21 protein-coding genes are annotated in these 24,799 nt (G+C 38.6%); 14 read left to right on the top strand and 7 right to left on the bottom strand.

What is annotated here, in order from left to right; genetic code table 11:
* Positions 1-147 precede the first annotated feature (147 nt).
* From cshA to lepB, 8 genes are all read left to right on the top strand, one after another.
* The gene (gene cshA, locus LI951_RS08515; protein ID WP_229441872.1) at positions 148-1,692 is read left to right on the top strand and encodes a degradosome RNA helicase CshA; all 1,545 of its coding nucleotides are present in this window, start codon (positions 148-150) and stop codon (positions 1,690-1,692) included.
* A 167-nt stretch (positions 1,693-1,859) separates the two neighbouring features.
* Complete coding sequence (gene acpS / locus LI951_RS08510) at positions 1,860-2,210, top strand: holo-ACP synthase (RefSeq protein WP_202064071.1); 351 nt, start codon at positions 1,860-1,862, stop codon at positions 2,208-2,210.
* Between the two features lie 35 nt (positions 2,211-2,245).
* Entirely contained in the window at positions 2,246-3,364 is a 1,119-nt protein-coding gene (gene alr / locus LI951_RS08505; RefSeq protein WP_229441893.1) for an alanine racemase, read from the top strand.
* 10 nt (positions 3,365-3,374) lie between these two features.
* On the top strand, positions 3,375-3,755 hold the full coding sequence (locus LI951_RS08500; protein WP_229441871.1) for a type II toxin-antitoxin system PemK/MazF family toxin: 381 nt from the start codon (positions 3,375-3,377) through the stop codon (positions 3,753-3,755).
* Positions 3,756-4,010: 255 nt separating this feature from the next.
* A complete protein-coding gene (locus LI951_RS08495) occupies positions 4,011-4,715 on the top strand; it encodes a hypothetical protein (RefSeq protein ID WP_229441870.1) in 705 nt (234 codons plus the stop codon).
* 26 nt (positions 4,716-4,741) lie between these two features.
* On the top strand, positions 4,742-6,088 hold the full coding sequence (locus tag LI951_RS08490; RefSeq protein ID WP_229441869.1) for a hypothetical protein: 1,347 nt from the start codon (positions 4,742-4,744) through the stop codon (positions 6,086-6,088).
* Between the two features lie 22 nt (positions 6,089-6,110).
* Positions 6,111-6,524: a LysM peptidoglycan-binding domain-containing protein gene (locus LI951_RS08485; protein WP_229441868.1), complete on the top strand. Its 414-nt coding sequence runs from the start codon at positions 6,111-6,113 to the stop codon at positions 6,522-6,524.
* A gap of 121 nt (positions 6,525-6,645) precedes the next feature.
* The gene (lepB, locus tag LI951_RS08480) at positions 6,646-7,524 is read left to right on the top strand and encodes a signal peptidase I (protein ID WP_229441867.1); all 879 of its coding nucleotides are present in this window, start codon (positions 6,646-6,648) and stop codon (positions 7,522-7,524) included.
* A gap of 258 nt (positions 7,525-7,782) precedes the next feature.
* Here lepB and LI951_RS08475 read toward each other — a convergent pair whose 3' ends face one another.
* Complete coding sequence (locus LI951_RS08475; protein WP_202064075.1) at positions 7,783-9,261, bottom strand: helix-turn-helix domain-containing protein; 1,479 nt, start codon at positions 9,259-9,261, stop codon at positions 7,783-7,785.
* Between the two features lie 189 nt (positions 9,262-9,450).
* On the opposite strand from LI951_RS08475, the gene LI951_RS08470 reads away from it, so the two are divergent.
* The 5 genes from LI951_RS08470 (at position 9,451) to LI951_RS08450 (ending at position 17,384) form a co-directional block, all read left to right on the top strand.
* Positions 9,451-10,794 (top strand): FAD-dependent oxidoreductase, encoded by a 1,344-nt coding sequence (locus LI951_RS08470; protein WP_229441866.1) that lies wholly within the window; start codon positions 9,451-9,453, stop codon positions 10,792-10,794.
* A gap of 791 nt (positions 10,795-11,585) precedes the next feature.
* Entirely contained in the window at positions 11,586-11,768 is a 183-nt protein-coding gene (locus LI951_RS08465) for a hypothetical protein (RefSeq protein WP_202064077.1), read from the top strand.
* A 98-nt stretch (positions 11,769-11,866) separates the two neighbouring features.
* Positions 11,867-14,566 carry a YhgE/Pip domain-containing protein gene (locus tag LI951_RS08460; protein ID WP_229441865.1) on the top strand — a complete coding sequence of 900 codons (2,700 nt, stop codon included), beginning with the start codon at positions 11,867-11,869 and terminating at the stop codon, positions 14,564-14,566.
* A gap of 1,151 nt (positions 14,567-15,717) precedes the next feature.
* Entirely contained in the window at positions 15,718-16,881 is a 1,164-nt protein-coding gene (locus tag LI951_RS08455) for a cation diffusion facilitator family transporter (RefSeq protein WP_229441864.1), read from the top strand.
* A 104-nt stretch (positions 16,882-16,985) separates the two neighbouring features.
* Positions 16,986-17,384, top strand: a complete 399-nt coding sequence (locus LI951_RS08450) for a hypothetical protein (RefSeq protein ID WP_229441863.1) — start codon at positions 16,986-16,988, stop codon at positions 17,382-17,384.
* Between the two features lie 150 nt (positions 17,385-17,534).
* Here the strand turns inward: LI951_RS08450 and LI951_RS08445 are convergent, their stop codons facing one another.
* The 5 genes from LI951_RS08445 to LI951_RS08425 form a co-directional block, all read right to left on the bottom strand.
* The gene (locus LI951_RS08445) at positions 17,535-18,209 is read right to left on the bottom strand and encodes an ABC transporter permease (RefSeq protein ID WP_324254749.1); all 675 of its coding nucleotides are present in this window, start codon (positions 18,207-18,209) and stop codon (positions 17,535-17,537) included.
* On the bottom strand, positions 18,209-19,147 hold the full coding sequence (locus LI951_RS08440; RefSeq protein WP_229441862.1) for an osmoprotectant ABC transporter substrate-binding protein: 939 nt from the start codon (positions 19,145-19,147) through the stop codon (positions 18,209-18,211). The genes LI951_RS08445 and LI951_RS08440 overlap by 1 nt, the downstream gene beginning before the upstream one ends.
* Positions 19,144-19,782: an ABC transporter permease gene (locus LI951_RS08435; protein ID WP_202064084.1), complete on the bottom strand. Its 639-nt coding sequence runs from the start codon at positions 19,780-19,782 to the stop codon at positions 19,144-19,146. Before LI951_RS08435 ends, LI951_RS08440 begins: the two co-directional genes overlap by 4 nt.
* Before the next feature lie 4 nt (positions 19,783-19,786).
* The gene (locus LI951_RS08430) at positions 19,787-20,980 is read right to left on the bottom strand and encodes a betaine/proline/choline family ABC transporter ATP-binding protein (protein WP_202064085.1); all 1,194 of its coding nucleotides are present in this window, start codon (positions 20,978-20,980) and stop codon (positions 19,787-19,789) included.
* A 516-nt stretch (positions 20,981-21,496) separates the two neighbouring features.
* Complete coding sequence (locus tag LI951_RS08425; protein WP_229441861.1) at positions 21,497-22,387, bottom strand: VOC family protein; 891 nt, start codon at positions 22,385-22,387, stop codon at positions 21,497-21,499.
* Between the two features lie 155 nt (positions 22,388-22,542).
* Between LI951_RS08425 and queA the strand changes: the two genes are divergently transcribed.
* On the top strand, positions 22,543-23,574 hold the full coding sequence (gene queA / locus LI951_RS08420; protein WP_229441860.1) for a tRNA preQ1(34) S-adenosylmethionine ribosyltransferase-isomerase QueA: 1,032 nt from the start codon (positions 22,543-22,545) through the stop codon (positions 23,572-23,574).
* Positions 23,575-23,892: 318 nt separating this feature from the next.
* Here the strand turns inward: queA and LI951_RS08415 are convergent, their stop codons facing one another.
* Positions 23,893-24,135 carry a helix-turn-helix transcriptional regulator gene (locus LI951_RS08415; protein WP_202064099.1) on the bottom strand — a complete coding sequence of 81 codons (243 nt, stop codon included), beginning with the start codon at positions 24,133-24,135 and terminating at the stop codon, positions 23,893-23,895.
* Between the last annotated feature and the right edge of the window lie 664 nt (positions 24,136-24,799).

The following is a 24,799-nucleotide window of genomic DNA, read 5'->3' as shown; positions in this document are numbered from 1 at the left end:
TTTCAGAATAAACAGAGCGGATGCCTCAGCAGTGAATGGTCGGTACCTGTTCAACAGAGCAAACTGTGCGGCCGAGTTTATTGACTCATTGAAATGTTTAGTAACAGAGGGAATGCCCTCAAAGAATAAGAAATTAGGAGGATCACATTGAAATTTAACGAACTTGGTTTATCATCTACACTATTATCTGCTATTGAGCGTTCAGGCTTTGAAGAAGCAACACCGATCCAGGCAGAAACAATTCCTTTGGGATTACAAGGAAAAGACGTTATTGGTCAGGCACAAACAGGTACAGGGAAAACGGCGGCTTTTGGTCTGCCAATGCTTGAAAAAATTGATGCAGGCAAACGCATACTGCAGGGACTGGTTGTTGCACCTACAAGAGAACTGGCTATCCAGACTCAGGAAGAATTGTTCCGTCTTGGACGGGATAAAAAGATTCGTGTTCAAGCTGTTTACGGAGGAGCAGATATTGGTCGTCAGATCAAAGGGTTGAAAGACAATCCGCATATTGTGGTAGGAACCCCCGGAAGACTTATTGATCATATCAATCGTCGAACACTGAAATTAGGTACAGTTGAATTACTGGTACTGGATGAAGCAGATGAAATGCTCAATATGGGATTTTTGGAAGATATAGAAAAAATTATTTCGCAGGTTCCAAGTGAACGTCAGACCTTGCTGTTTTCAGCAACAATGCCGCCGGCTATCAAGAATATCGGCGTGAAGTTCATGAGAGATCCGGAACATGTGAAAATTAAAGCAAAAGAAATGACTGCTGATCTGATTGATCAATTTTATGTGCGATCAAAAGATTATGAGAAATTTGATGTAATGACAAGACTGCTGGATGTTCAGTCTCCAGATCTTACAATTGTTTTCGGGCGGACAAAACGAAGAGTGGATGAGCTTGCACGAGGCTTGGAAGCACGAGGCTACAAAGCAGAAGGAATCCATGGGGATTTGTCTCAGCAAAAAAGAATGAGTGTTTTACGTTCATTTAAAAACGGCAACTTGGATATTCTGGTGGCTACTGATGTGGCAGCCCGCGGATTAGATATTTCCGGGGTTACTCACGTTTACAACTACGATATTCCTCAGGACCCTGAGAGCTACGTACACCGTATCGGCAGAACCGGTCGTGCGGGTAAAGGCGGGATGTCAGTAACATTTGTTACACCAAATGAAATGGGCTATCTGCATGTCATTGAATCTTTGACGAAAAAGAGAATGTCTCCATTGAGACCGCCCACAGAAAAAGAAGCGTTTCATGGTAAATTAGGACTTGCAATGGAATCTGTAGGAGAAAAGTTAGAGCAAAATGGGCTGGACAAGTATCTGGCTTCTGCTGAAGTACTGCTGGAAAAATATTCTGCGCAGGATTTGGCAGCGTTGCTGCTTAAAACAATCTCTAAAGATCCGGAAGATGCTGTGCCGGTGAAAATAACACCTGAGCGTCCACTTCCTTCACCGAAAAGCGGCGGCTTTAATAAAAATAAACGATACAGCAGCGGAGGTAATCGTCAGCGTAAAGATGGACGTTCTTCTCAATATCGTGGAAAGAATAATAAAAACAGCGGCGGCAGCAGCAGCGGTAACGGAAGTTACAACAAAGGAAAGAAAAATTATTCTTCCAAGCGCAGTAATGACAAGAGCAGAGGCTTTGTGATTCGCGAAAAAGGAAATAACTAAATGTAAAGATACATATCAGGCTGCAGACAACGACCATTTAAGGTGTTGTTCACAGCCTGATATTTTTTTATTAAGACAGATCTTTTTCTTTGTTCTTACTAGTAGGAAAAATGACTGAAATTTGATAGAATAAATATAATTTATTGATTTGAAATGCGAGGCAGATTATGATAAAGGGGATAGGAATTGATATTGTTGAGCTTTCCAGGATTGAGCGGATTATTCAAAAGCAATCTTCATTTATCAAACGAGTCCTGACTGAAAATGAACGTTTGATGTTTCAACAACTTTCACAAAATCGTCAGATAGAATTTTTGGGTGGCCGCTTTTGCTGTAAGGAAGCTTTTTCAAAAGCTTGGGGGACTGGAATCAGCGGCGTTGGTTTTCAGGAAATAGAAATACTGAGCAACAGCAGCGGGGCTCCGGAGGTGACAAAATCGCCTCACATGGGAAAAGTTTTTGTATCCATTTCCCATACGGACTCACTGGCAATTGCACAAATCATTCTGGAAGAATGACAATGGGAACAATTGATTTAAAAGGAGGAGACGCAATGGTTACTGGGCATCATCGCCCCACCAGATTACTGATTGATACACAGTCAATTATAGAAAATGTAGCAAACGAAGTGGCAAGACTTCCTAAAGGAAGAGAGCTTTTTGCTGTTGTTAAGGCTGATGGATACGGGCATGGAGCTGTAGAGACTGCATACAGTGCAAAAAAAGGTGGTGCTTCCGGCTTTTGTGTTGCGTTGCTGGATGAAGGACTGGAGCTCCGGGAAGCCGGATTGACAGAACCTATTTTGATTTTGGGAACTGTAGATCCAATGTACATAGATTTATTGTTAAAATATGATTTATCCGTAACAGTTGCTACAAAAAAATGGTTGGTAGAAGCTGCAGCGCAACTTAATAAGCTTAATGCAGGAGTTTCCTTGAAGATACATATAAAATCGGATACAGGGATGGGCAGAATAGGCTTCACTTCTCTTGAAGAAACTCTGGAGGCTGTTGAAATAGTCAGAGAGAATCCTTTAATGGAGTGGGAGGGCATTTTTACTCATTTTTCCACTGCAGATGAAGCAGATGTATCCTATTTTAAGGAGCAGGAAACAAAATTTCGGGAGCTTATAGAGAAGCTGCCTGAACAGCCGCGATATATTCACAGCGAAAACAGTGCAGCTGCATTGTGGCATCCGGAAAGCCCAGGAAACATGATCCGCTTTGGGATCGCCATGTATGGTTTGAATCCATCAGGGAGCAAACTGGAAGATACCTATTTTTTAAAACCGGCACTAAGTTTGGAAACATCGTTGATTCAAGTCAAGGAAGTTGAAGCTGGTACAGGGATAGGATATGGCAAAACATATACAGCTGCGGAAAATGAATGGATCGGAACGATTCCAATTGGTTATGCGGATGGCTGGCTGAGACATATGCAGGGGTTTAGTGTTTTAGTGAATGGGAAAAAGTGTGAAATCGTAGGAAGAGTGTGCATGGATCAGTGTATGCTGCTTCTGAAAGAATGGGTACCGGAGGGCACAAAAGTAACACTGGTAGGTGAAAATAGCGGGGAAACGGTTACGTTGCAGATGGTTGCCGAACATCTTTCGACAATTCATTATGAAGTAGCCTGTACATTTTCTCAACGCATACCAAGGGAATATAAATAGGGAGGACAACATGGTCAAACGTGGGGATATTTATTTTGCTGACCTCTCTCCTGTTGTTGGTTCTGAACAAGGCGGTATACGTCCCGTCTTGGTTATTCAGAATAATCTGGGAAATCATTTTAGCCCAACCATTATTGTGGCAGCTGTAACAGCGAAAATGGCTAAGCCCAAATTACCTACACACATAGGAATCAATTCAGAAGAGACCGGCATTGAAAGAGACTCAGTAATTTTACTGGAACAGATTAGAACAATCGATAAGGTAAGACTGAAGGAAAAAGTCTGCCACTTGAATTCGCAATTAATGTCTGCTGTAGACAGAGCTTTGGGAATTAGTGTAGGCATCATTGAATCAGAACCGGAAGAATCGGTAGGAACATACCAAATATAACAAATATGAATGACATACCAATTTATTGTGATACATAGTTAAAAAGCCAAACAAAACACATGTTTTTTCTTTTTGATAAATTGCTGCAATAACACATAATTACAGCTCTCTAAAACAGTTTTACAGGAGCACAAAAAAAAGTTGGCAAGAGCAAAAGGTAATGTTACAATGGATTATGTATAATTGGGTAGAAAATAGATAACTTCAAGAAATTATTCATCAGTGTTTTTATTACGGTATAAAGGGGTTTTTTATTTGGTCATAATTGTTATAGGAATTTTGGTAATCGCTATGTTGGCTTTCTTCAGTTATGAGTTGTACAAGAGAGTGAACTTAAATCAGCTGAATTCAGAAAATTCAAAAATGCAGAAAAAAATTAATGTGTACAGACAACAGGAAAACAGTCGTCTGGTTGTTTCTCTTGTTATTGCAATGATTTTCATTTCATTTGTTTTACTGGGAATATTGTATCAGCAGTATCTTTTACAGCAGGACAATGAATCCCTAAAATCAGATGTGGCAGTATTGGAAAAGGAGACAGGCAGTGCAGGTGGTCTGGTGGAAGATTATAAGACAGGCAGCTTGAAACTGGCTGAATTTCCTTGGGGAACAGTTGTAGAAAGTCGTGATGCTGCAGCTCTGACAAATTATGAGCTGCAACTGTCAAGAGACTGGAAACCCTTTTTGGGTGAGGTAAGTGTAACGATCGTTAGAAGTCAGACAACTAAAACACTTACTATCTCAGTTTTCTCCTCTTCGCTGGCGAATACAGATTTCCAGACTGCTAAGAAAAATGTGGAGAAGTTTGTGGAGGAACTGGGAGCAGTACCTGAAATAAAGATGATAGATTTTAATTTTACATATCGTGACGAAACAAATACATTAACGAAACAATCAATCGTGTATGCTCAAGATGATTCAGAGGGTCAGGGACTAAAAAGGATAGAGCTTAGTAAATAACGAAATATTTAGATGAGGTGTAATACATGGCAAAAAGACGGTTAATTAAAAAGATTAACGAAGTGTCTGATGAAGAATTGGCACAGGAAACGTTTGAAACAGAAAATGAAGGTACAGAGAGCAGACATTCCGCAGCTTCCAATGAACAGTTGGAAAAGCAAGATCAGGAAATTAAACATTTAAGAGAATTGTTGGAAGAGTATCGCTTACAGGAAGCGGAATTTGAGCAGGAAAGAGACGAGAATTTCCGTCTGTCCCAACAGAATAAACAGTTGACATTCAAAGTTGAAAATGATCAGAAGGAACTTGAAAAACTCACTGACAGAAATGATGAACTGGAGATGCTTCTGAATCAGAAAGAAGCTGAGATCAGCGAGTTAAAAGATGCTCAGACACAAGGGGCTTCAGAAGAAGTTCAAACATTGAGAAATCAGGTTCAGCAGCTTCAGCGCGACAATGAAGAAGCGCAGCAGCAGATCAGCAGTCTGGAAGCAGAACTGTTGGTTAAAAATAAAGAACTAGATACACGAATTACTGAAAAAGAACAGGAGATCAAGCAGCTGAATGCTGATTTATTATCCCGTGGAAGTACAACAGAAAAACAAGAAGCATTGGAGACGGTAAAAATGGAATTAGAAGAATTAAATAAAAAACTTCATAAAAGTGAAGACGAGAAACAGGCGCTTACACAAAAAATTGCCGATCTTCAACAGCAGCTTGCTCAATTACAGGAAGAAAACAGTCGCTTAAATGACAAAGCAATTTCTTTGTCTGCTGACAGCACATCTGTAGGAACAAACGGGCATATTGAAGAATTGAAGAAAGAACTTGAAGCTGTTCTTAAAGAGAAAAGTGAATTAGAAGTAACTCTTGGACGCATTCAGGCATTAAACGACAAACATGCAATTCAAAAGAATGTTTTTGAAGCAGAAGTTGCAACCTTGAGAGAAAGTTATAAACAAAAAGAAGAAGAACTTGAATCTGTTAAATCAGAATTGAATGTTCTTCAAAGCGGTGGAGCAGCTGGAGAAGCAAAAGGCGAGCAGCTTGCTGAATTGCTGCAGGCGAAACAACAAATCAATGATTTACTGCTGAAAAATCAGTCATTACAGGAAGATGCACTGAAATCTCAACAGGAAATCGGGGAAGTAATGGTTTCAGCGAAGAAAGAAGCAAACAGAATTATTAGCGAAGCTCAAGTTGAAGCAAAACATATGATTAATTCAGCTGAATTGGAAATGCTGAACATTGGAAATCGTGCGAAAAATATTTCTAATGAAGTAGAAGAATCCAAAAATGAAATTATGAGCGTTTATCGTGAACTGGAAGAGCGCCTGAGCAAACTTTCCCGTTTGGATAAAACAGGAAACTAATAAAAGATAAGGAGAGTTCGATATGGGGAAGAATAGAAATAGAATGATGTTGCTGTCACTCCTTTCAGCTGGAATCATTGGAGTTTCTGCCTATTTAATGAATTCAACTCTTATTGAGGGCTCAACACCTGATGAAACAGCGGCATCTTCTACAGAAGAGCCCAAAGGAGAAGTTACAATGACTTCTGTGACATCAACTGATGAAACTTCAAATGAAAGCAGTGCACCTGTTGAACAGATACCGGTAGTTGTAGAGCCTGAACCAGAAGTAGAAAATATACCAGTGGATCCGGCAAATATTTATACGGTTCAGTCAGGTGAAACACTTTGGGAGATCAGCCAGACTACTGGAGTATCTGTACAGGATTTGATGATTACCAATCAGCTGAGTAGTGCTGTAATTATTGAAGGCCAGGAATTAGTACTGTCAAAATAATAAGAAGAAAAAGAGTTTTCGGTTTGGTAAAATCCGAAAACTCTTTTTCAGCTTTTCTTATGGTAAATTGCGCTGCGTTTTGTTATTCTTATTAAGATAAGAGTGTAAATTGAGGTGCTACATGGACGAGTTTATAGAAAAACTAAAAAAGATGAGGGGCAAGGAAGAATCAACTGAGAATATGCCCAAATTGAAACGCCCGCTGATCAAAAAAAATCAGAATATAGAAACAATTAAAGAGAGACCAACTGTTCAGAGAGAAACTGCAGCATTGAAAAAGAGAAAACCAGCGGTTGAGCAGAAAGAGTTAAAAGAACAACAACCCGTTGTTTCAAAAAATAGTAAGAAGAGAAGACCGACAGATATTGAGCGCAAAACGCCTCCCAAAAGGAAACGAAAAAGAAAGCTTACAAAACAAGAAATTGAGTTTAGGAAAAAGAAAAAACAGAAGGAACAGATTATTGAAATCATTAAGTTTGTTGTTCCGGTCATTATCATGGCAACCATTGTTTTTATTTTTATTTTTAATACTTCTCCGCATATAGTTGATGGTGATTCAATGAATCCGACTTTACAGAGTGGAGACAAGGTGATTGCGAAACGAACGAAAACGCCAAACCGCTATGAGATTATTACATTTGATCCGCCGGTTGACAGTAATTTTCAATACGTAAAACGCGTAATTGGGATGCCGGGAGATGCAATCTGGATTGAAGGCTCCGACTTGTTTATTAATCAGACGGAAGGGGTTCCTGAAGGGGTTGTTTTAAATGCTGCCAACGAGCTTCCAGATGGTACTATAAAAGTATCCATTTCTCCGGAAACGGTGGTACAGTTGTCTAAATTTGATAAAATTCCAGATGAATTCTACTTTGTACTGGGCGATAACAGAAATAACTCAAGTGATAGCAGAGAGTTTGGGTTAGTCAGCAAGTTTTCAATAGAAGGTGTGGTTACGTTCCGCTATAAACCGCTCAGCTCAATTGGCTGGGTTAGATAGAAGGAACAGCATATTTTCTGTACTTGGCTGATTGAGAGCTTGAATCGAAATATTAGGGAACAGAATAAAATCAAAAGAGGCATTGTCGATTATCAGCAGGAATAAACGACAATGCCTCTTTTAAAATCTGATTCATTCAATCAGCAATAACGATCATTTTGTTAGAATTCTCAGTAAATTCTGGTTTTTTATATAAAATAGAGAAATTTTAGCACGTTTCTTTGCTATAATGGAGCTACAGAAGTAAGGATTTCTTACTTATTTATCAAGTAAATTGAGAATAATTTTTTTGACCTCATTCATATCATAATTGTTTCCTACATCAGAGAAGACATACGTTGTTTTTTGATTTTCTGCAATTGCTTCGTTATAAATATTAGACAGTAATATATCATAATAAGAATCTTCCTGATATAATTCAGCTTTGATAGGAAACTTATGTCCAAGCACATTTGTTAAATGCTGCATGACCAGTTCACCTATGGAAGGATTCAGAGAATGATACACACCAATGGTAATTTTTTCTTCATTGAGCTCTGCTATATGATTTAAAATAATTGTGTAATGTATTTGAGTAAAGCGATTGATGAAACGATTTTTCTCTTCGCTCGAATCAAATTTTTCAGAAGCAATTCTCATAGTTTCATCCACCTCATTTCCTGTGAAAGGATGCCTGTGTGCATTGATTATGGAAGTGATTGTCCAATAGTCGAAAGGTAGGATGAAACCGTCGAAATAGTAAAGTCTTGAATGCAGTTGAAACAGTAAATTTTCAATATAGGACAGGCGGTCATCTGAGGCGTACGTAGTTAGATAACCCTGCTGCTTCAAGTATTTTAAAATGACCTTATTCATATAGTTTAAATAAGAACTCTCTGTTCTCTGTGCTTCTGCCAGTCGAAAGGCAAAAGAAGAATTCGCAGAAAAATTGTTCATGGAGCAGAAGAAATCATAAAACATATAGGCTTCGTAGATAGTGTATGGACGATCGATTTTTTTCATGTATGTATGGAAAGCCAGATTTATCTCTTCAAACAGCGGACGGTCTGGATGATCATAATTTGGGCTGATAACCGGATTTAATTCGACAGTCATTCGGCGCAGTGAAATCTTCATCCATAATTTAATTTGGAATATTTCAGTGGGATCAAAGGTCACATTCAGAGACTCTTTTAACGTTTCAATAAAACCAAGATATTGATTGGACGTTTCTTTTTCCAGTTCAGTTTTATCTTCAAAAAGATACCAGAAAAAATTAAAAAAGAAATATCTGATTTGCTTTTCTTCTCCTACTATTTTTCCTCTTTTTATTTGTAAATGAAATTCTTTCAGAAGCTCATTCAATTCTGTGACTTTTCGATAATACGTTGCAGAGCTGATTGCATAGGATAATTGAAAATAATCGCAACTTACCTCGTTTTTTTGAAACAGTTGATTGACCATTTGAAATTTTATCGATTTATCAAGAAAAAGAAGAACAACTTTTTTTAGCGGGAAATCAAGTTCTTTGGTTAAAGAAAGGTGATCTCCACTAGTGGTTATTCTCACTTGGTCACTAATTCCGTTTTCTTCAAGAAAACTTTGTAAAAAAGAAAGATATTCATTCAATGTAGGTAAACTGATTTGAAACTCTTCAATCAGCTTACTCTTTGTTGATTTTCCTTGATTATTGTACAGAAATAAAAGAATATCATTCATATAATCATATGGTTTTTCTAAAAAATCTCGTTTTAGCATAATCGACACCTCACTTTAAGCATACTTTATTCATGATAAAATGGCAATATTAATCTGAGAAAAGTATGTTATTGTTGGAAGGTGGATTTCTTTTTTTTAGGAAGTTATATATAATGAAAACACGGAATATGCAGTTATATTAAACAAAGTAATTCATTCAGCAGAGATTACTTGAAGGGAGATAGGTTTTTGAAGATAGTAATTATCGGAGCCTCACACGGCGGACTTCAGGCAGCTTTCACTATAAAGCGATTAAACCCTGGAACAGACGTTATTCTGATTGAAAAAAGAAATGATATCAGCTACGTCTCCAGTGGTATCACTATAAAATTGAATCATATGGTAGATGATCTTGATGATGTACGTTATACTACTGCAGAGGATTTACACAAACTTGGAATAAGACTGTGTCTGGAATCAAAAGTTACTCATATAGAACCGGAAGGAAAAATAGTGATGTATGAGAAGCCGGATGGCAGCCAAGCAGAGGAGAACTATGATAAGCTAATCCTTGCGATGGGCTCCAACCAGTTTTCTTTGAACATGAAACTACCTGGTAATAATCAAATCACACACTTTAAAAGTTATGACAGCTCGCTGGAAGCATTGCACAAAATTGAGGCTGCGAACAGTATTTCAATTATTGGCGGCGGCTATATTGGCGTGGAACTTTCAGATGCTTTGAAGGATAAGGGAAAAGAAGTTCATCTTATTGAAAGTGCTGATACAGTTCTATTTCGTTATATTGATAAAGAGCTGGGGGAGATTTTGAAAAAAGAAATCGTTGAATCTGGGATACATCTTCATCTGAATGAAACGGTGCTGAGCTTTAATGCTAAAGAAGAAGAAATATTTTCTACAGTCACAACAAAAAAAGAAATTAAAAACGATTATGTAGTGATTGCGGTCAATGCACGTCCGGATACGGCGATCGTTCATGATTTTCTTGATTTGAATCCTAATGGCACAGTGCGTGTGAATAAGCATATGCAGACTAGTGATCCGAATATTTATGCTCTGGGGGATATTGTTTCTTATCCTGTTCATAACAGTTATCGGCAATCGTTTATCCCGTTGGTTAATAATGTTGTGAGAAGTGCCACAGTTGCAGCAGTGAATGTTATGGGAAATAAAATGAGCTTTAATACAACACAGAAGACAACAGCTACTCATGTTTTTGGGTATTATATTGCTAGTTCAGGTTTGACGGAGACCGAAGCAACGTTTGAGGGAATTGATGTTGAAAGTATCTTTCTGAAGCTTCCCTACCAGCTGCCTTACTTGAAAGAACAGGACAGTATTTATATAAAAATGGTGTTTTCAAAAGAAACAAATTGCCTTATTGGCGGTCAGCTGATGTCGAAAAAGGATGTTACACAAATTATCAATATTATTTCCTTAGCAATAGATAAGGAAGTCGGGTGGGAAGAACTGGTTACAATGGATTTCTATTTCAATCCGATTCTTAATCAGCCAATGGGTGTCATCAGTCAGGCTGCTTACGAGTTTATGCTTAGAAAATACAAAAATTAACGATTAATAAATAAAGGTTAGAGCGTTTATTCTTTGTTTCATCAATAGTGATGAAGCTTTGAGTAAACTGTTCTAGGCCTTTTTATTTATTCGGGAGCTGGGACATCAGTATGTTTTAGCTCCCTAAAATTGAATAAACAGTGTTCCAGTCTTTGTATACCACTACGGTCAGTTATCTCCTATTTAAGATTAGATGTCTGCATGTTCATGAGATCATCATTTCGTATACAGCTATCTCTTTGTAGACGGAATAGATTCTGACAAATTTATCCCTATCAGAGTGTTGCATACTATTTTACTAGTACGATTATCTTAGTGAGATTGGAAATTCTGAGAACTGATTTTCTACTATGGGAAAATCTTGTATCTACTTGGAAAAGCATTTGCATGTCTTGGATGAGCATAAGATATGCGACGAGCATTCGAAGAAGCGCAGAAGCAAGTTCTTGCACGACCTTAAGACATGCGACGAGCATTCGAAGAAGCGTAGGAGCAAGTTCTTGCACGACCTTAAGACATGCGACGAGCATTCGAAGAAGCGTAGGAGCAAGTTCTTGCACGACCTTAAGACATGCGACGAGCATTCGAAGAAGCGTAGGAGCAAGCTTTTAATACAGGAATGAATTATTGCTACCCCATCAGATTGTCGGTTCGCATACCATCTCACTAGCTGTTCCTGAAACAATGGGGCTGACAAGTCTATCAAAGGTTTCTACATCAGTAGAAAATCCTTTAGAATCAGCATATGGAGAATATCTATAATCAATGTACCAGGAGCAGGAGGCACCATATTGAAAAGTACCTTTCAGCATAAAAAGATAGTGAGTGGAATAAAACAGATTTTTGATTACTTTTTAAGGAAAACAAGTAATTCTGTCTGGTTCTTTTTTGAGCTGAAAGAGGATTACTTTAGTTTTTGTCAAATAGGCTTAAAAGATTCTTCAGAAGTGCTGGGGAAAATTGCGACAGATTAAAATAGTTGTCTAAAAATTCACCAATTACGAGGGTTTCAAGTTGTTTGCCAGTAAAAATATGTGCTAAAGTAAGTCCGTCGTAAGGAAGCAGGTGGAATATGAAATATTTGAGAAATACATTAAACTTATTTATTTTAGACTGGAAGAGGATCTGGAAGAATCCGATTGCTGCATTATTAATTGCAGCCTTGATGCTTATCCCTTCCCTTTATGCATGGTTTAACATCAAGGCATTGTGGGATCCTTATTCAAATACAGGAGAATTGCCGATTGCTGTTTACAGTGATGACCAAACAGCTTCATTTCAAGGGAAGAAAATTAATATTGGAGATGAGGTTTTGGAGAATCTTCAGGAGAATAAACAGCTGGGCTGGCGTTTTGTTAGATCGAAGAAGGCGCTGGATGAAGGGGTAAAGTCAGGAAAATATTATGCAGGTATTTATTTACCGGAAGATTTTTCAGAAGATTTACTAAGTTTTACAACTGGAGAGATAACAAAGCCTGAGATTGTCTATTCTGTAAATGAAAAAATTAATGCTATCGCACCTAAAATTACAGATAAAGGAGCGGCTTCATTGCAATCTCAAATATCTTCAGAATTTATCAGTATGGCCGCCAGTACATTACTGAAAGTATTTAATGAGATTGGTTATGATATAGATGCGAATCTGGTCAGCATCAACAAAGTGAAGAATCTTATCCTGTCTGCTGATAATAATATTGATACAATTGACGGCTATGTTCAGCAAGTGGCGGAGCTCTATGGGAAAATACCTGAGATAAAGAAGAAAATTACTAAAGCAGATGAATTTATAACCTATATACCGAAGATTGATGCGTTGGCTGATAAGGTAGTGGAGCTGAATACCAATCTTCCTGTGATTAAAGAGCAGGCAAAAGTTATTTTGACGCTGCAAGACAAAATCCCTGAAATTCAAAATGCAGGGAAGCAGCTGGCAATGATTGATGAAGATTTTACTTCTGTAGAGCAGGTAATGAATGAAGGAATAACAGAAGCCAAACAAGGACTGACAATTATCCAAACTGTTCAGCAGTCGCTGCCTGATATTCGAAAATTAGGCGAACAGGTAAACCAGGTAGGGACGGTTACCTTGGAAGGAGCTCAAAAGTTGCAGGAGGCTCTGCCAAGTATTGCAAGCAGCGTTCAGGTTACTTTAGAATCAATTCAGACGGTCAGCAGCAATGTTTCTGCAATTACCAGCCAAATTCAGCAAATGTTGGCTGATAATGAATTGACACCGGAAGAGCGGATCACCTTGAAGCAGCTGCTTCAACAGTTTTCCAACAGTCTGAATGGACAGGTAACAGGAATTCAGCAGCTGTCGAAATTATTGACAGATATTCAGGAGTCAGCCGGCAATCAGGACCTGCAGGGAATTATCGGACAGCTGAATAGTATACAAACACTGGTTCAGGGACTGAAAAATCGAGTGGAGGGAATAGATGCAGACAAAATTACAATTGCTGAACTTCAAACTATTCTTAACGAAATTACGACAGCAGCCGACAGAATTTCTTCAGAAGCTGCCAGCGTAGATGTAAATGGCATTACAACGACTGTTGGTACGATGCTGTCAAAACTGATTGAAACAATTACAACAGCTCAGGGATTACTGTCTCAGGCACAGCAAATTGATTTTGCTTCTTTGCTGAATTCTACGGAGAAGACAGTGTCCAATGCAATTGGTATTTTAGAAAAATATCAGGGAGAGCTGCCTGCTATTAAAAAGGAAGTCCATGATGCCAATGTTCTGTTGAATGGTCATTTGGCTGCAATTGTCAACGGAATTAATGAGGGAGCAGCTCTTTATAATAATGAACTGCCCGTAATTGAGGAGAAACTGGATCTGGCTGCGGATTTCATTCAAAATGATTACCCAGGTATTAAAGCAGAAATCACAGATACATTGGCGATGGTGGATCAAAAACTTCCAGAAGTGGAAGCTGTGTTGAATGAAGCCAATGATCTGATTGAAAATGACTGGTCCCATATTAAAGCAGGACTTCACAAGGCTGCTGAAACAATCCGCAAAGGTGAAAGTGAAGTAGAGCTTGGAGAGATTATTAAACTGTTAAAACTTGATGCAACCTCAGAAAGCGAATTTTTTACTGAACCCGTTGTGGTTAAACAAAACTCTATCTATCCGATTGCAAATAATGGCTCTGCCAGTACACCATTCTATACCGTACTTTGCTTATGGGTAGGTGCAGTGTTGTTCTCCAGTATTGCGACGACAGATTATTATCTGGAAGGAACCGATAAAGGAAAGTTTTCAAAACGGGAACAGTTTTCTGCCAGAATGCTGACATTTATTGTAATGGGTCTGGCTCAGGCATTGATCGTTACTCTTGGAAATTACTTTTTACTGGGGGTGGAGGTTAAAGCCCCGGTCTTCAGTATTCTATTTGCATTATTTATCGCATTGAGCTTCATGACGATAGTTTATGTTCTCGTGGCATTGTTTGGAAATGTCGGAAAAGGAATTGCGATCATTATTCTGGTTCTCTCTATCTCCGGTGGGGGTGGAAACTATCCAATTCAAGTTTCGGGTAAATTCTTTCAGTTTATCAACCCGTTTCTGCCGTTTACTCATGCAGTTGATCTATTAAGAGAATCAGCAGGTGGTATTTACTGGCCGAATGCCTGGAAAGCGATTGTTATTTTAGCGGGGATTATGCTGGTGGTAGGGATACTGGGGACGATATTTTACCCTCTTCTGGAGCCAAAAATGAAAAAACTTGGGGAATTGTCACACAAGAGTTATATTTTTCATTAATGACTTATTATTTTCCGAACTGTATAAATTCAGGTAAAATAGGAGGTGTCGCAGTACATGGTTTCCACTTTCGAAATTTGCAGTATTTTGAGCAGATATAGATAATCATAAGTGCAGAATTGTGGTAAAAAACAATTGACATCTAATGAATAGGGACAGGGACTGAGATCGAATGAATCTTGGTCTCTGTTTCTGTTATGCGTAGGTTGATCCGTTCGTTAAATTTCCAAGGTCGCTGAATTTGGAAACTAGGCACTCCTAATAATGAAATAATGGGTCACCGGTGTTGGAAATAGGGGTTTTCTAAATAGTAAAAAGCGGATAAAAAATCTAATGTTTCAATGTACAAATCATTAATAACGGGGTATATTCTTTAGAATGTACTTAAGAGCAATGATGCGGTTGTGCCAAAGCTTCTCTATGCGACGAGTAACCGCAGGAGCAAGCTTTTTGTGCGACGAGTAACCGCAGGAGCAGAAGTGTTCTGCCTCAAGAACCAAGTAGTTATCATGCATCATCTACCACCTCAACTTCTACGTAGGAAACATACTAGAGCTGACAATCTTCACTAGGATTGATTTAGCAGAGTAGACGAAGTCCTGTTACTTACTCGGTGAAGGACCTGGAGCTGCTTATATTTTGAAGATTGTTTGACTTATTTCCGAGATGTTGCCTGCAATTACTCGGCACAGATTAGGACCGACAAGTGCTAGTTCTACTTTGCCACTTCTGCTTATATTCGTACTTTGGCAGAATGGTATGCGTAGTTTCGATAAGTATTCCTTAAATGAAACTAGCTCACTTGATGCAGTAGAACTGTATGCGTAGCGGAGCATAGAAGAACTGCTGTCTCTACGAGTCTAACGATTTTTGAGACAAAACATTACGCTGTATCCGTTTTTCTGCATCTACGATTTTCACTACACTACACGTCGTTTCGATCCCATCAATTTCTAAATGGCAAAGCCACTAAGAATTGAAGGACTTCATTTCGATCCTCGAAGAATAGGGGACCGTGCTCCTACGCTTCTTACGACATACAAAGACTGGAATACCGTTTATTCGGTTTTAGGGGTCTCAGACATACGCATGTCAAAGGACATTTTAAGATACAAACCAGAGATTCTAAAATAAGGCAGGGATTTGATTCTATGATAAAAGGGATACTTCATTTGTTTGAAAAGAAATATGGAGAAGGAAAGGATCGCAGAACCAGCTACGGCATTTTTGCAGGTATTATTGGTTTAACTTCCAATCTTTTGCTGGTGGTAGGGAAGCTGTCTATCGGTTTTTTTTCTGGGAGTGTTTCAATCATGGCAGATGCAGTAAATAATCTTTCTGACACGATTTCTTCAGTTGTAACACTACTGGGTTTTTACATTGCAGGAAAGCCGGCAGACAGAGAACATCCATATGGACACGAACGCTTTGAATACATCAGCGGTACGTTTGTCTCACTTCTAATTACATTTGTCGGCTTTCAGTTTTTACTGACATCTATTGACCGTATCAGAGAACCGCAAAGTATTAATTTTAACTGGATTATGCTGGTTGTTCTTTTAGTGTCTATTTTTTTGAAGGTTTGGCAGGGACTAGTCTACAAAAACATTGCCGGGGAAATTGATTCCAATGCATTAATAGCGGCGTCCAAAGATAGTTTGAATGATGTATTTACAACAGTCACTGTTCTGATTTCTACTGTTGTCGAGGGAATTACCGGTTGGCGAATTGATGGCTATATAGGGTTATTGATTGCTGGCTATATTATTTACAGCGGTCTGCAGCTGATTCGTGAGTTTATAAATGAGTTGATAGGGGTAAGACCGGATCAGGAAAAGATAGATGAAATGAAAAAGTTTCTGTCTGCTGTTCAAGGGATCGTCGGCTACCATGATTTAATGCTTCATCAATATGGACCAAATAAAATTTTTGCGACAGTTCATATTGAAATAGATGATCGCTGGGATTTGAATCGCGCGCATCAGCTTATTGATCAGATTGAGGTTGCTTTTAAAGAACAATTGGAAGTAGAGCTGGTCTGCCACGTTGATCCTGTCAATCTTTATGATGAAAAGCAGCAGTTTGTCCATCAACAGGTCAAAATGATTGTCAAAGAAATTGATACAAATTTTAAAGCTCACGATATTCGTCTGGTTGATCATGAAGGAAAAAGTACTGTTCTGTTTGATTTAGTTGTTCCAAGTAAATATTTGATAAGTGATGAAGAAATATTGCGAATGATTCAGATAAAAGCTTATGATAAATTAGAGGGTTGTGAAGTTGAGATTACATTTGATCACAATTATCTTCTTTAGAATTCTATTATTTCTTTTTTCTCAAAAATTTTTCTTTTTTGAAAAAAACCTGAGAATTTGAAAGGATATTCTCGTGTTAACATAGCTTTAAGGAGCTGATGATTATGAATCTGGCATTTCTTGCAGTGATGTATTTCTTTGTTGTCATTATTATTATTTTAGGTTTTTTATTATTTAAAGAAAAACAGCTGATGTATAAATTACTGGATGAAAAAGATCAACTGCAGGAAGATTTATCTGAGATGAAAGTGGAAAGAGTCCGTATGAATCATATGTTGAAAATGCAGGATGAGAGTATTGTCCATTTAATGGATGAGACGGAATTGCAGGAAGGGACTTATTTAGATGAACCGGAGGAAGAGCTTTCCGAAAGAACTGAGATTGAACAACGAGTGGTAAGCGATGAGCTGGAAGAAGAGCTGAATGAAGAGCCATTTATCATTCTGAATGACGGAGCATTTTCCAGATATGAAGATGAGTATTATCAAAATAGAGAACAGTAGTTAGTGCTGTTTGAAAAATTATAAAAGGATCGGGACAAACACAACGAAATTCACGTGTTTGTCCCGATCTTTTTATTTTGTCATAGGTCTGGCAGCTAGTTGTGCTTCAGAAACTGCTTGAAGCTTGGTACTGCTGTCATAACCTCCTTTTTAATGTGATGACTGCTTGCTTACCGGATCCAGCCGATGTTCAATCATGCCAAGAATCCAGTCTGTCAGAATTGCCATCAGAGCAGTCGGTAGTGCACCAACTAGAATAATTGAAGTACCATTTGTGGCATTTGTTCCCCGGATGATAATATCACCCAGTCCTCCGGCACCCACAAAGGCGCCGATAGCCGTAATACCAATGGCAACAACCAGTGCATTTCTAATCCCTGCCATGATGACAGAGATGGACAGAGGCAGTTCAACCATGAACAGGCGCTGAATTTTAGTCATTCCCATTCCTTTTCCGACATCCAGAATATTGTTGTCGACCTGACGCATGCCAGTGTACGTATTTTTGATAATGGGAAGCAGAGAGTAAAGAAAGACAGTTACGATAACCGTATTTACACCTAATCCAAGTCCAAGCATTAAAATGGAAAGCATAGCCAATGATGGAACCGTCTGAATCAGATTAGCAAGACTGATAATCCAGCCAGCCAGTTTAACTCTGCGGGAAATAAAAATCCCGATTGGAATCCCGATAATGGCTGCAAACAATACACCATATACTGAAATCAGAAAGTGACGCACAACTTGACTGAATACATAGCTGCCGTTTTGGGCAAAGTAATAAAAGAACTGCTCGAAAAGATTCATATCCTGCAAATTTTCCATTAGTTTTCCCCCTGATCTGTTTCAAAATAATGATTGTCTCTTAAAAAATTTTCTGCAACTGTGGCCGGCTCCATTAAGTCATTGTCAGCTTGAAAGTTCAGTTCCTGCATTTGTTCCGTGGAAATTTTTCCAGAGAGCTTGCTTAAAATATCCTTTAGCTCTGGATTTTCTTTTAAAATAGCATCCGTTGTCACAATACTTGCATCGTAAGGCGGGAAAAATTTTCGGTCATCTTCCAGCATAACCAGATTGTAGCTTCCAATCCGACCATCTGTAGAATATCCTAGAACAACGTCCATTTTTCCGACAGCTACAGCGTCATAAACCAGCCCAATCTGCATCGGAAAAACTCGCTTGAAGTCGAATCCATACTCCTGAACGAAGCCTTTATAGCCATCTCCCTGACGATCAATCCATGATGTATCAGCTCCGGCTGTCAATTGATCAGCAACGGCTTTCAAGTCACTGACTGTTTTCAAGTTATATTTTTCTGCAGTTTCCTGAGTTACCATAAACGCATAGGTGTTGGCAAATCCGTAAGAAGGGAACCAGGTCTGATGATAGCGTGACTGGAATTCTTTTTTTACAATATCAAAAGCTTTCTCAGGTTCCTTTTCAGGAGGCAGTTGCAGGGTTCCCGTTAAATCAGTTCCAGTGTAGCGGGCAGCCGAGATACTGGTATCCCCGTTCAGCATGGACTGATGTATCACGGTTGTCGTTGCCAAATTATTGATAATGACGGTATTCTTATCCGTGTAATGTTCGATCATTCCACTAACTATGTTGGCAAGTATCTGAATCTCGGAAGTAGAGCCGCCGGCAATACTGATGGTATCTTTATTATTTCCGCTTGCCAGCCCCGGCAATGAACAGCTCCCCAGAAATCCGACAGTAGAAAGAAGAAGTATGCTTAATAAGATATTTTTTAGTTTTCTCATTCTGATTCACCTCGTAATGCTGCCGGAGTCAGTTTGTTTTCCAGCCACCCCAACAGGAAATCAGCAGTTAAAGCAATAAGTGCAACAGGGATTGTTCCGCCGAAAATTAAATCTGCACGATACAAATTCAGCCCGCTGAAGATAAAGTCGCCCAGACCGCCGGCTCCAATGTAAGAAGCTAAAGTCGCCCATGCGACTACGTATACAGCTGCCAGACGAATCCCAGCCATAATAGTTGGCGTGGCTATCGGCAGTTCCACCATAAAAATAGATTGAATATTTGTCATACCCATTCCTTTAGCAGCATCTTTGTAATCAGAACTGACCTCCTTGATTCCAATATAGGTATTTCTCAAAATCGGCAGCAGCGAATAAATGAATAATGCAACAATTGCCGGAAATCTTCCCACACCGAAAATAGGAATCATCAGTGCCAGCAAAGCCAGTGAAGGAACCGTCTGAAGTGCACTGGTCAAGCCAATAACGATCGCCGCAGTACGCTTTGTTCTGGTCAACAAGATACCTAATGGAACAGCAAACAGAATACCTAAACCAAGAGAAACAGCTGAAATAAAGATATGCTCTCCTGTTCTGGTAATGAGTTCTCCGCCTTTTTCCATAAAAAATTCATACATTTGACTACACCTCCGTTTGAGAGGCTTGTGGTTCAACATCTTCACTCGTAGAATTTTCAGAAGCGATGGTGGCTAGCTCTTCCTCGCCCCAAATTACATCATAGACAATATCAACTAACGAAGCCCTTGTCAGAATTCCGGTAACTTTCTGTTTTTCATTAACAACAGGAACATACTTAACCCCGCGCTTCAGAATTTTCTGAAGAGTATCCCGCAGAAGAGAAGATTCTTTTACGAAGAAGACATCTGTATTTAAGATATCACTGACACTGGTTGCTTTGGTTCTTTTTCTGTCCAGGGTTTCAATATCAATAAATCCTTTTAAGATCCCCTGCCCATCTACAACCAGTAAAGTATCCACCCGTTTTTCTCTCATGACTTTAATTGCTTCGGACAGAGATTTTTCCGATGTAATAGTAATTGCGTTGTGTGACATAACTTCACCAACAGTTGTTGTGTTTGATTTTGCCTGAATCAGGCGGTCTTCCCCAATCAGCTCTTCAACAAATTCTGTCGCCGGAGCATTCAAAATATTATCAGGTGTATCAAATTGAATGACTTTTCCTTCACTCATGATAACAATCCGATTCGCCAGCTTCAGTGCTTCATCCATATCATGCGTAACAAAGATAATCGTTTTCCCGAGTCGTTCCTGCAAGTCCTTTACCAAATCCTGAAGAGAATCTCTGGTAATAGGATCCAAAGCACCAAAAGGCTCATCCATCAGGATAATGTCCTGATCTGCCGCCAGAGCCCGCACAACCCCAATCCGCTGCTGCTGGCCGCCGGATAATTCATGGGGATAACGATCCAGCATTTCTCTTGGCAGCTCAACCAGATCAATCATTTTTTCAGCGATCTTTTCACGCTCTTCCTGATCTGCTTTTAACAGTTTTGGAACCAGCGTAATATTCTCACGAATTGTCATATGCGGCATTAACCCGATACTTTGAATTACATACCCGATTTTGCGGCGAAGCTCCACAGGGTTCATTGTTAGAATATCTTTTCCATTAATCAAAATTTTTCCTTTGGTGGGATCTGTCATTCGATTAATCATACGCATCGTTGTTGTTTTTCCGCTTCCGCTTGTTCCGATAAAACAGATGAACTCGCCTTTGTCAAAATGCAGATTGACATCTTCGACAGCCACTTTGCCACCCTTATAAATTTTGTACACATGTTGAAACTCAATCAAAACAGTCACCTCTTTCTTATAATTCCTGCAATATCAGTATGTTTTAAACAGTTCTTGAAAACTAATAAGAAGGCCTTTTTTCTGAAAGGACTGGCTTTCCTAAAAGAAGTATATAATGACTATTTTTAGTCAAGAACAATTCATCGAGCACTCTGCGCTTCCTCAAGTAATGAACGAAAAGCAGCTGCCGTTTCATTGTAGCTGGTTGCTGAAATAAAATGAAACATACGTGAAGAAAACCAATATTTTAGGTAAAATAGCAACAACCTCTACTAACAGCATAACATAAAAGGTGAGAAAGTCGCTTATATATATTGACTTGAAGTAAGAGTTCGGAACAAGTATAGATTATTCTGCTGAACAGAGCGTACGTTGAAGAGTAATGACTAATTTAAAGTGAAAGCCCCATTTATAGAATAATTAAAGATGATTATGGAAGCCAATCAGTAGTTAAAAAATAGCGACAACCATTAGAGAATATGCTAATAGCTGCTGATCGATGTATATATTAACTTATTATTTTTCCTGATAAATCTTTTTCTCGATTTCTTTCCTCTGTTCCTCTAAAAAAGGAGGGAGAGCAAGACTTTTTCCAAGATCTTCCAAGGTCTCATCTATAGTAAATCCCGGTGAGACAGTGGCAAATTCTACCCGGTTGCCACCGGGTTCCCGTAGATAAAGACTTCTGAAGTAACCGCGGTTAACGATTTTTTCTATCACTAAATTTAGTGATTTGGCTTTTTCGTAAAGTGCATCAAGAGCCTGGTCATCTGCTGCCGCAAAAGCAACATGGTCCATACTGCCTCTGCCCATTCTTGATTTTTCCTGACTGACAGAAGGGAGAACATCAATAAAATCTGTGTCGTTCAAGTAAATTCGCTGATCTGAGCTGTTCCAATCCAGCAGTCTATTAAAAAATGCCAATGTCTTTTTCGGCTCTACCACATGAAATTCAGTTGACAGCAGTCCAAGAATTTGTTTGTCTCCCGGAATATCGTTTTTCACCTGATATTTTTCCTCTAAAAAAGGAAGATCAGTTTCAATCAGATGAATTTCTATCTGGTCGGGATCAAAAAAGTACAGTTTGTTTTCTCGCTGTTCAAAAGAAATTTGTGCTTCTGTTAATCTGGTTTTCCAAAATGGCAGACTGTCCTTTGGAATTTTTAATCCGATAGTGCTTAGAAAATGGTCGTTGTCATAACGCTGTCCCAATAGCGGAACAATAAAAAACGTAATAACAGAGCCTGGTGCACCATAATAATTGCCATAATAGTCGTGAATCATTCTGTGATTATCCTGATTTACTGTATGTTTAACAAAACGCAATCCCAGCAACTCAATGTAAAATGACTGATTTGCTGAGCTGTTACGAGTGAGTAAAGATACATGATGAATAAATGGAATCATAAAGGAACCCCCTCTATTTAATTGAACTTACTAAAAATAAGTATAACTCGTTTTTAGTTTATTTCCAATCAATCTGTTTTACGCCGTTTCTCGCAACTTCCTTGAAATAGTGTTAAAATAGCCAAGGTATATGAATAGAGAATGAAGGTGGAAAAATGCTTAGCACAGAAAATTTTGATTTTGACCTGCCGGAAGAGCTGATCGCTCAGACTCCGCTAGCAGATAGAACCAGTTCACGTCTGCTGGTATTGGATAAAGAAACTGGAGAGATTGAAGATAAACATTTCAGTGAAATTATTGATGAGCTGGAAGCCGGAGATGCGTTGGTGATGAATGATACCCGAGTACTGCCGGCTCGTTTATACGGTGAAAAACCTGAAACTGGAGGACATTTGGAAGTTCTTTTGCTGACCAATACTGAGGGAGATACGTGGGAAACATTGATTAAACCCGCTCGACGGGCAAAAGTCGGCACACAGATCAGCTTTGGCGACGGTCGTTTGAAAGCCACAGTTGTGAAAGAATTGGATCATGGAGGAAGAATAATTAGCTTCGATTATCAGGGAATCTTTTTGGAAATTATTGAATCTCTTGGAGAAATGCCTTTGCCGCCATATATAAAAGAACGACTAGAGGATCCCGATCGCTATCAGACAGTTTATGCTAAAGAAAGCGGATCAGCAGCAGCACCGACTGCAGGACTTCATTTTACAAAAGAACTGCTGGAAAAAATTGAAGCAAAAGGTGTTCGACTTGTTTATCTGACTCTTCATGTAGGTCTGGGAACGTTTCGTCCGGTATCGGTGGAAAATATTGAAGAACATGAAATGCACAGCGAATTTTACAGACTAACAGAGGAATCTGCAGCAGTATTGAATGAGGTTAGAGCAGCTGGCGGAAAAATTGTTGCTGTGGGGACAACATCTATTCGCACACTGGAAACCATTGGGACTAAATTTGGGGGAGAAATCAAAGCAGACAGCGGTTGGACGAATATTTTTATTACACCTGGCTACGAATTTAAGGTCGTTCAGGCGTTCTCCACGAATTTCCATTTGCCTAAGTCTACTCTGGTGATGCTGGTCAGCGCCTTTGCAGGCAGGACATTAACATTAAGTGCCTATCAGCACGCTATTAATGAACAGTACCGATTTTTCAGCTTTGGCGATGCCATGTTTATAAAGTAAACGGTGATTTGATATAGAACCAATAAAAAAGAAGCGCAATGTGTTCATTGCGCTTCTTTAGCAGCTTATTTTTTCAAAGCAACGAGCATCATGCTTCCGTGCAGCAGAAGCGATGAAATATATTATATCAGATACCCAGTCATAATCATCAGTCTACAAGTAGCTAGCTTATAGAAATTATGTTGGACGGCAGATAAGCGTATATCGTCACTGTGAAATTGATAAAGCGGATTAGCCAGACTAATGATTTACTGATAAAATGTTGAACAAGAATTTAAAGAAGGTGTTATACATGTCTTCTCTTTTATTGCTCTGTTACTAGTCTGTTTCTTCTGAGTGGTCTATTCTTTTGAAAGTGAAGATTTTCTCGATAGGCACTTCGAAGACCTCTGCGATATCATGAGCTAATAATAGAGATGGGTTGTATCTATTACGCTCAAGTTGAATAATGGTTTGTCTTGATACGCCTACTTTGTCAGCTAATTCCTGTTGGGTCATACGCTTCATAGCTCTATAGACGTGAATGGAACTCTCAAAGGATGAGTTCTTCTTTTTTGGCAATGTAAATCCCTCCAATGACTGAATTGTAGTTAAATAATAGAAAGTGCATAGTCAATATACCATATCTTTGCTTTTGTTACAAATAATATAGCAAAAAAAGTATAGCAAAAAGCCAAGCTTCTCGAATAGCCTGGCCTTTTTTCTGGAAGGTATCAGTTATATTGAATTGTTTTACTTTTATACATGTAAAGTACGACTTGAATTTCTGTTTGATCCAATGAAACTTTTTAGTTAGATATCCGAGAATTCTCCGAATATCAAGTTTACCTTAATAAATAAACGTACATTTTTAGATGTATCTTTAACCATTTTCTCTACACATATAACAGATTAAAGGTGAATAATTTACTTCCAACAAACTTTAACTTATTTGAAACTTAATCTATTGAAACTCGAGAAATTCCTCAATATAACTGATTTTCCTCCTTCCTACATAAGTATAATACCACGAGAAGAAAGCGTTTTCAATAAAAAGCACTTATTTTTTTAACGAAAATTAAATTTATATATAAGCAACTATCATTTTCGTCAGTGTATCATTAAACCATACACAGCGCTCTCTGCCAGCTAAAATCTGTTCTTTTGAAAGCTCTTTCTGATGTGTTAATCTTTTTTTTATGTTTGTTCGTGAAATTTTTTAAAGCTTGATATAGCAGGGGTTAGA

The sequence above is a fragment of the Enterococcus sp. BWT-B8 genome, assembly GCF_020567625.1.
GTDB lineage: Bacteria > Bacillota > Bacilli > Lactobacillales > Enterococcaceae > Enterococcus_L.
The sequence above is the reverse complement of the archived record's forward strand: the minus strand, read 5'-3'. Positions and strand labels throughout refer to the sequence as shown.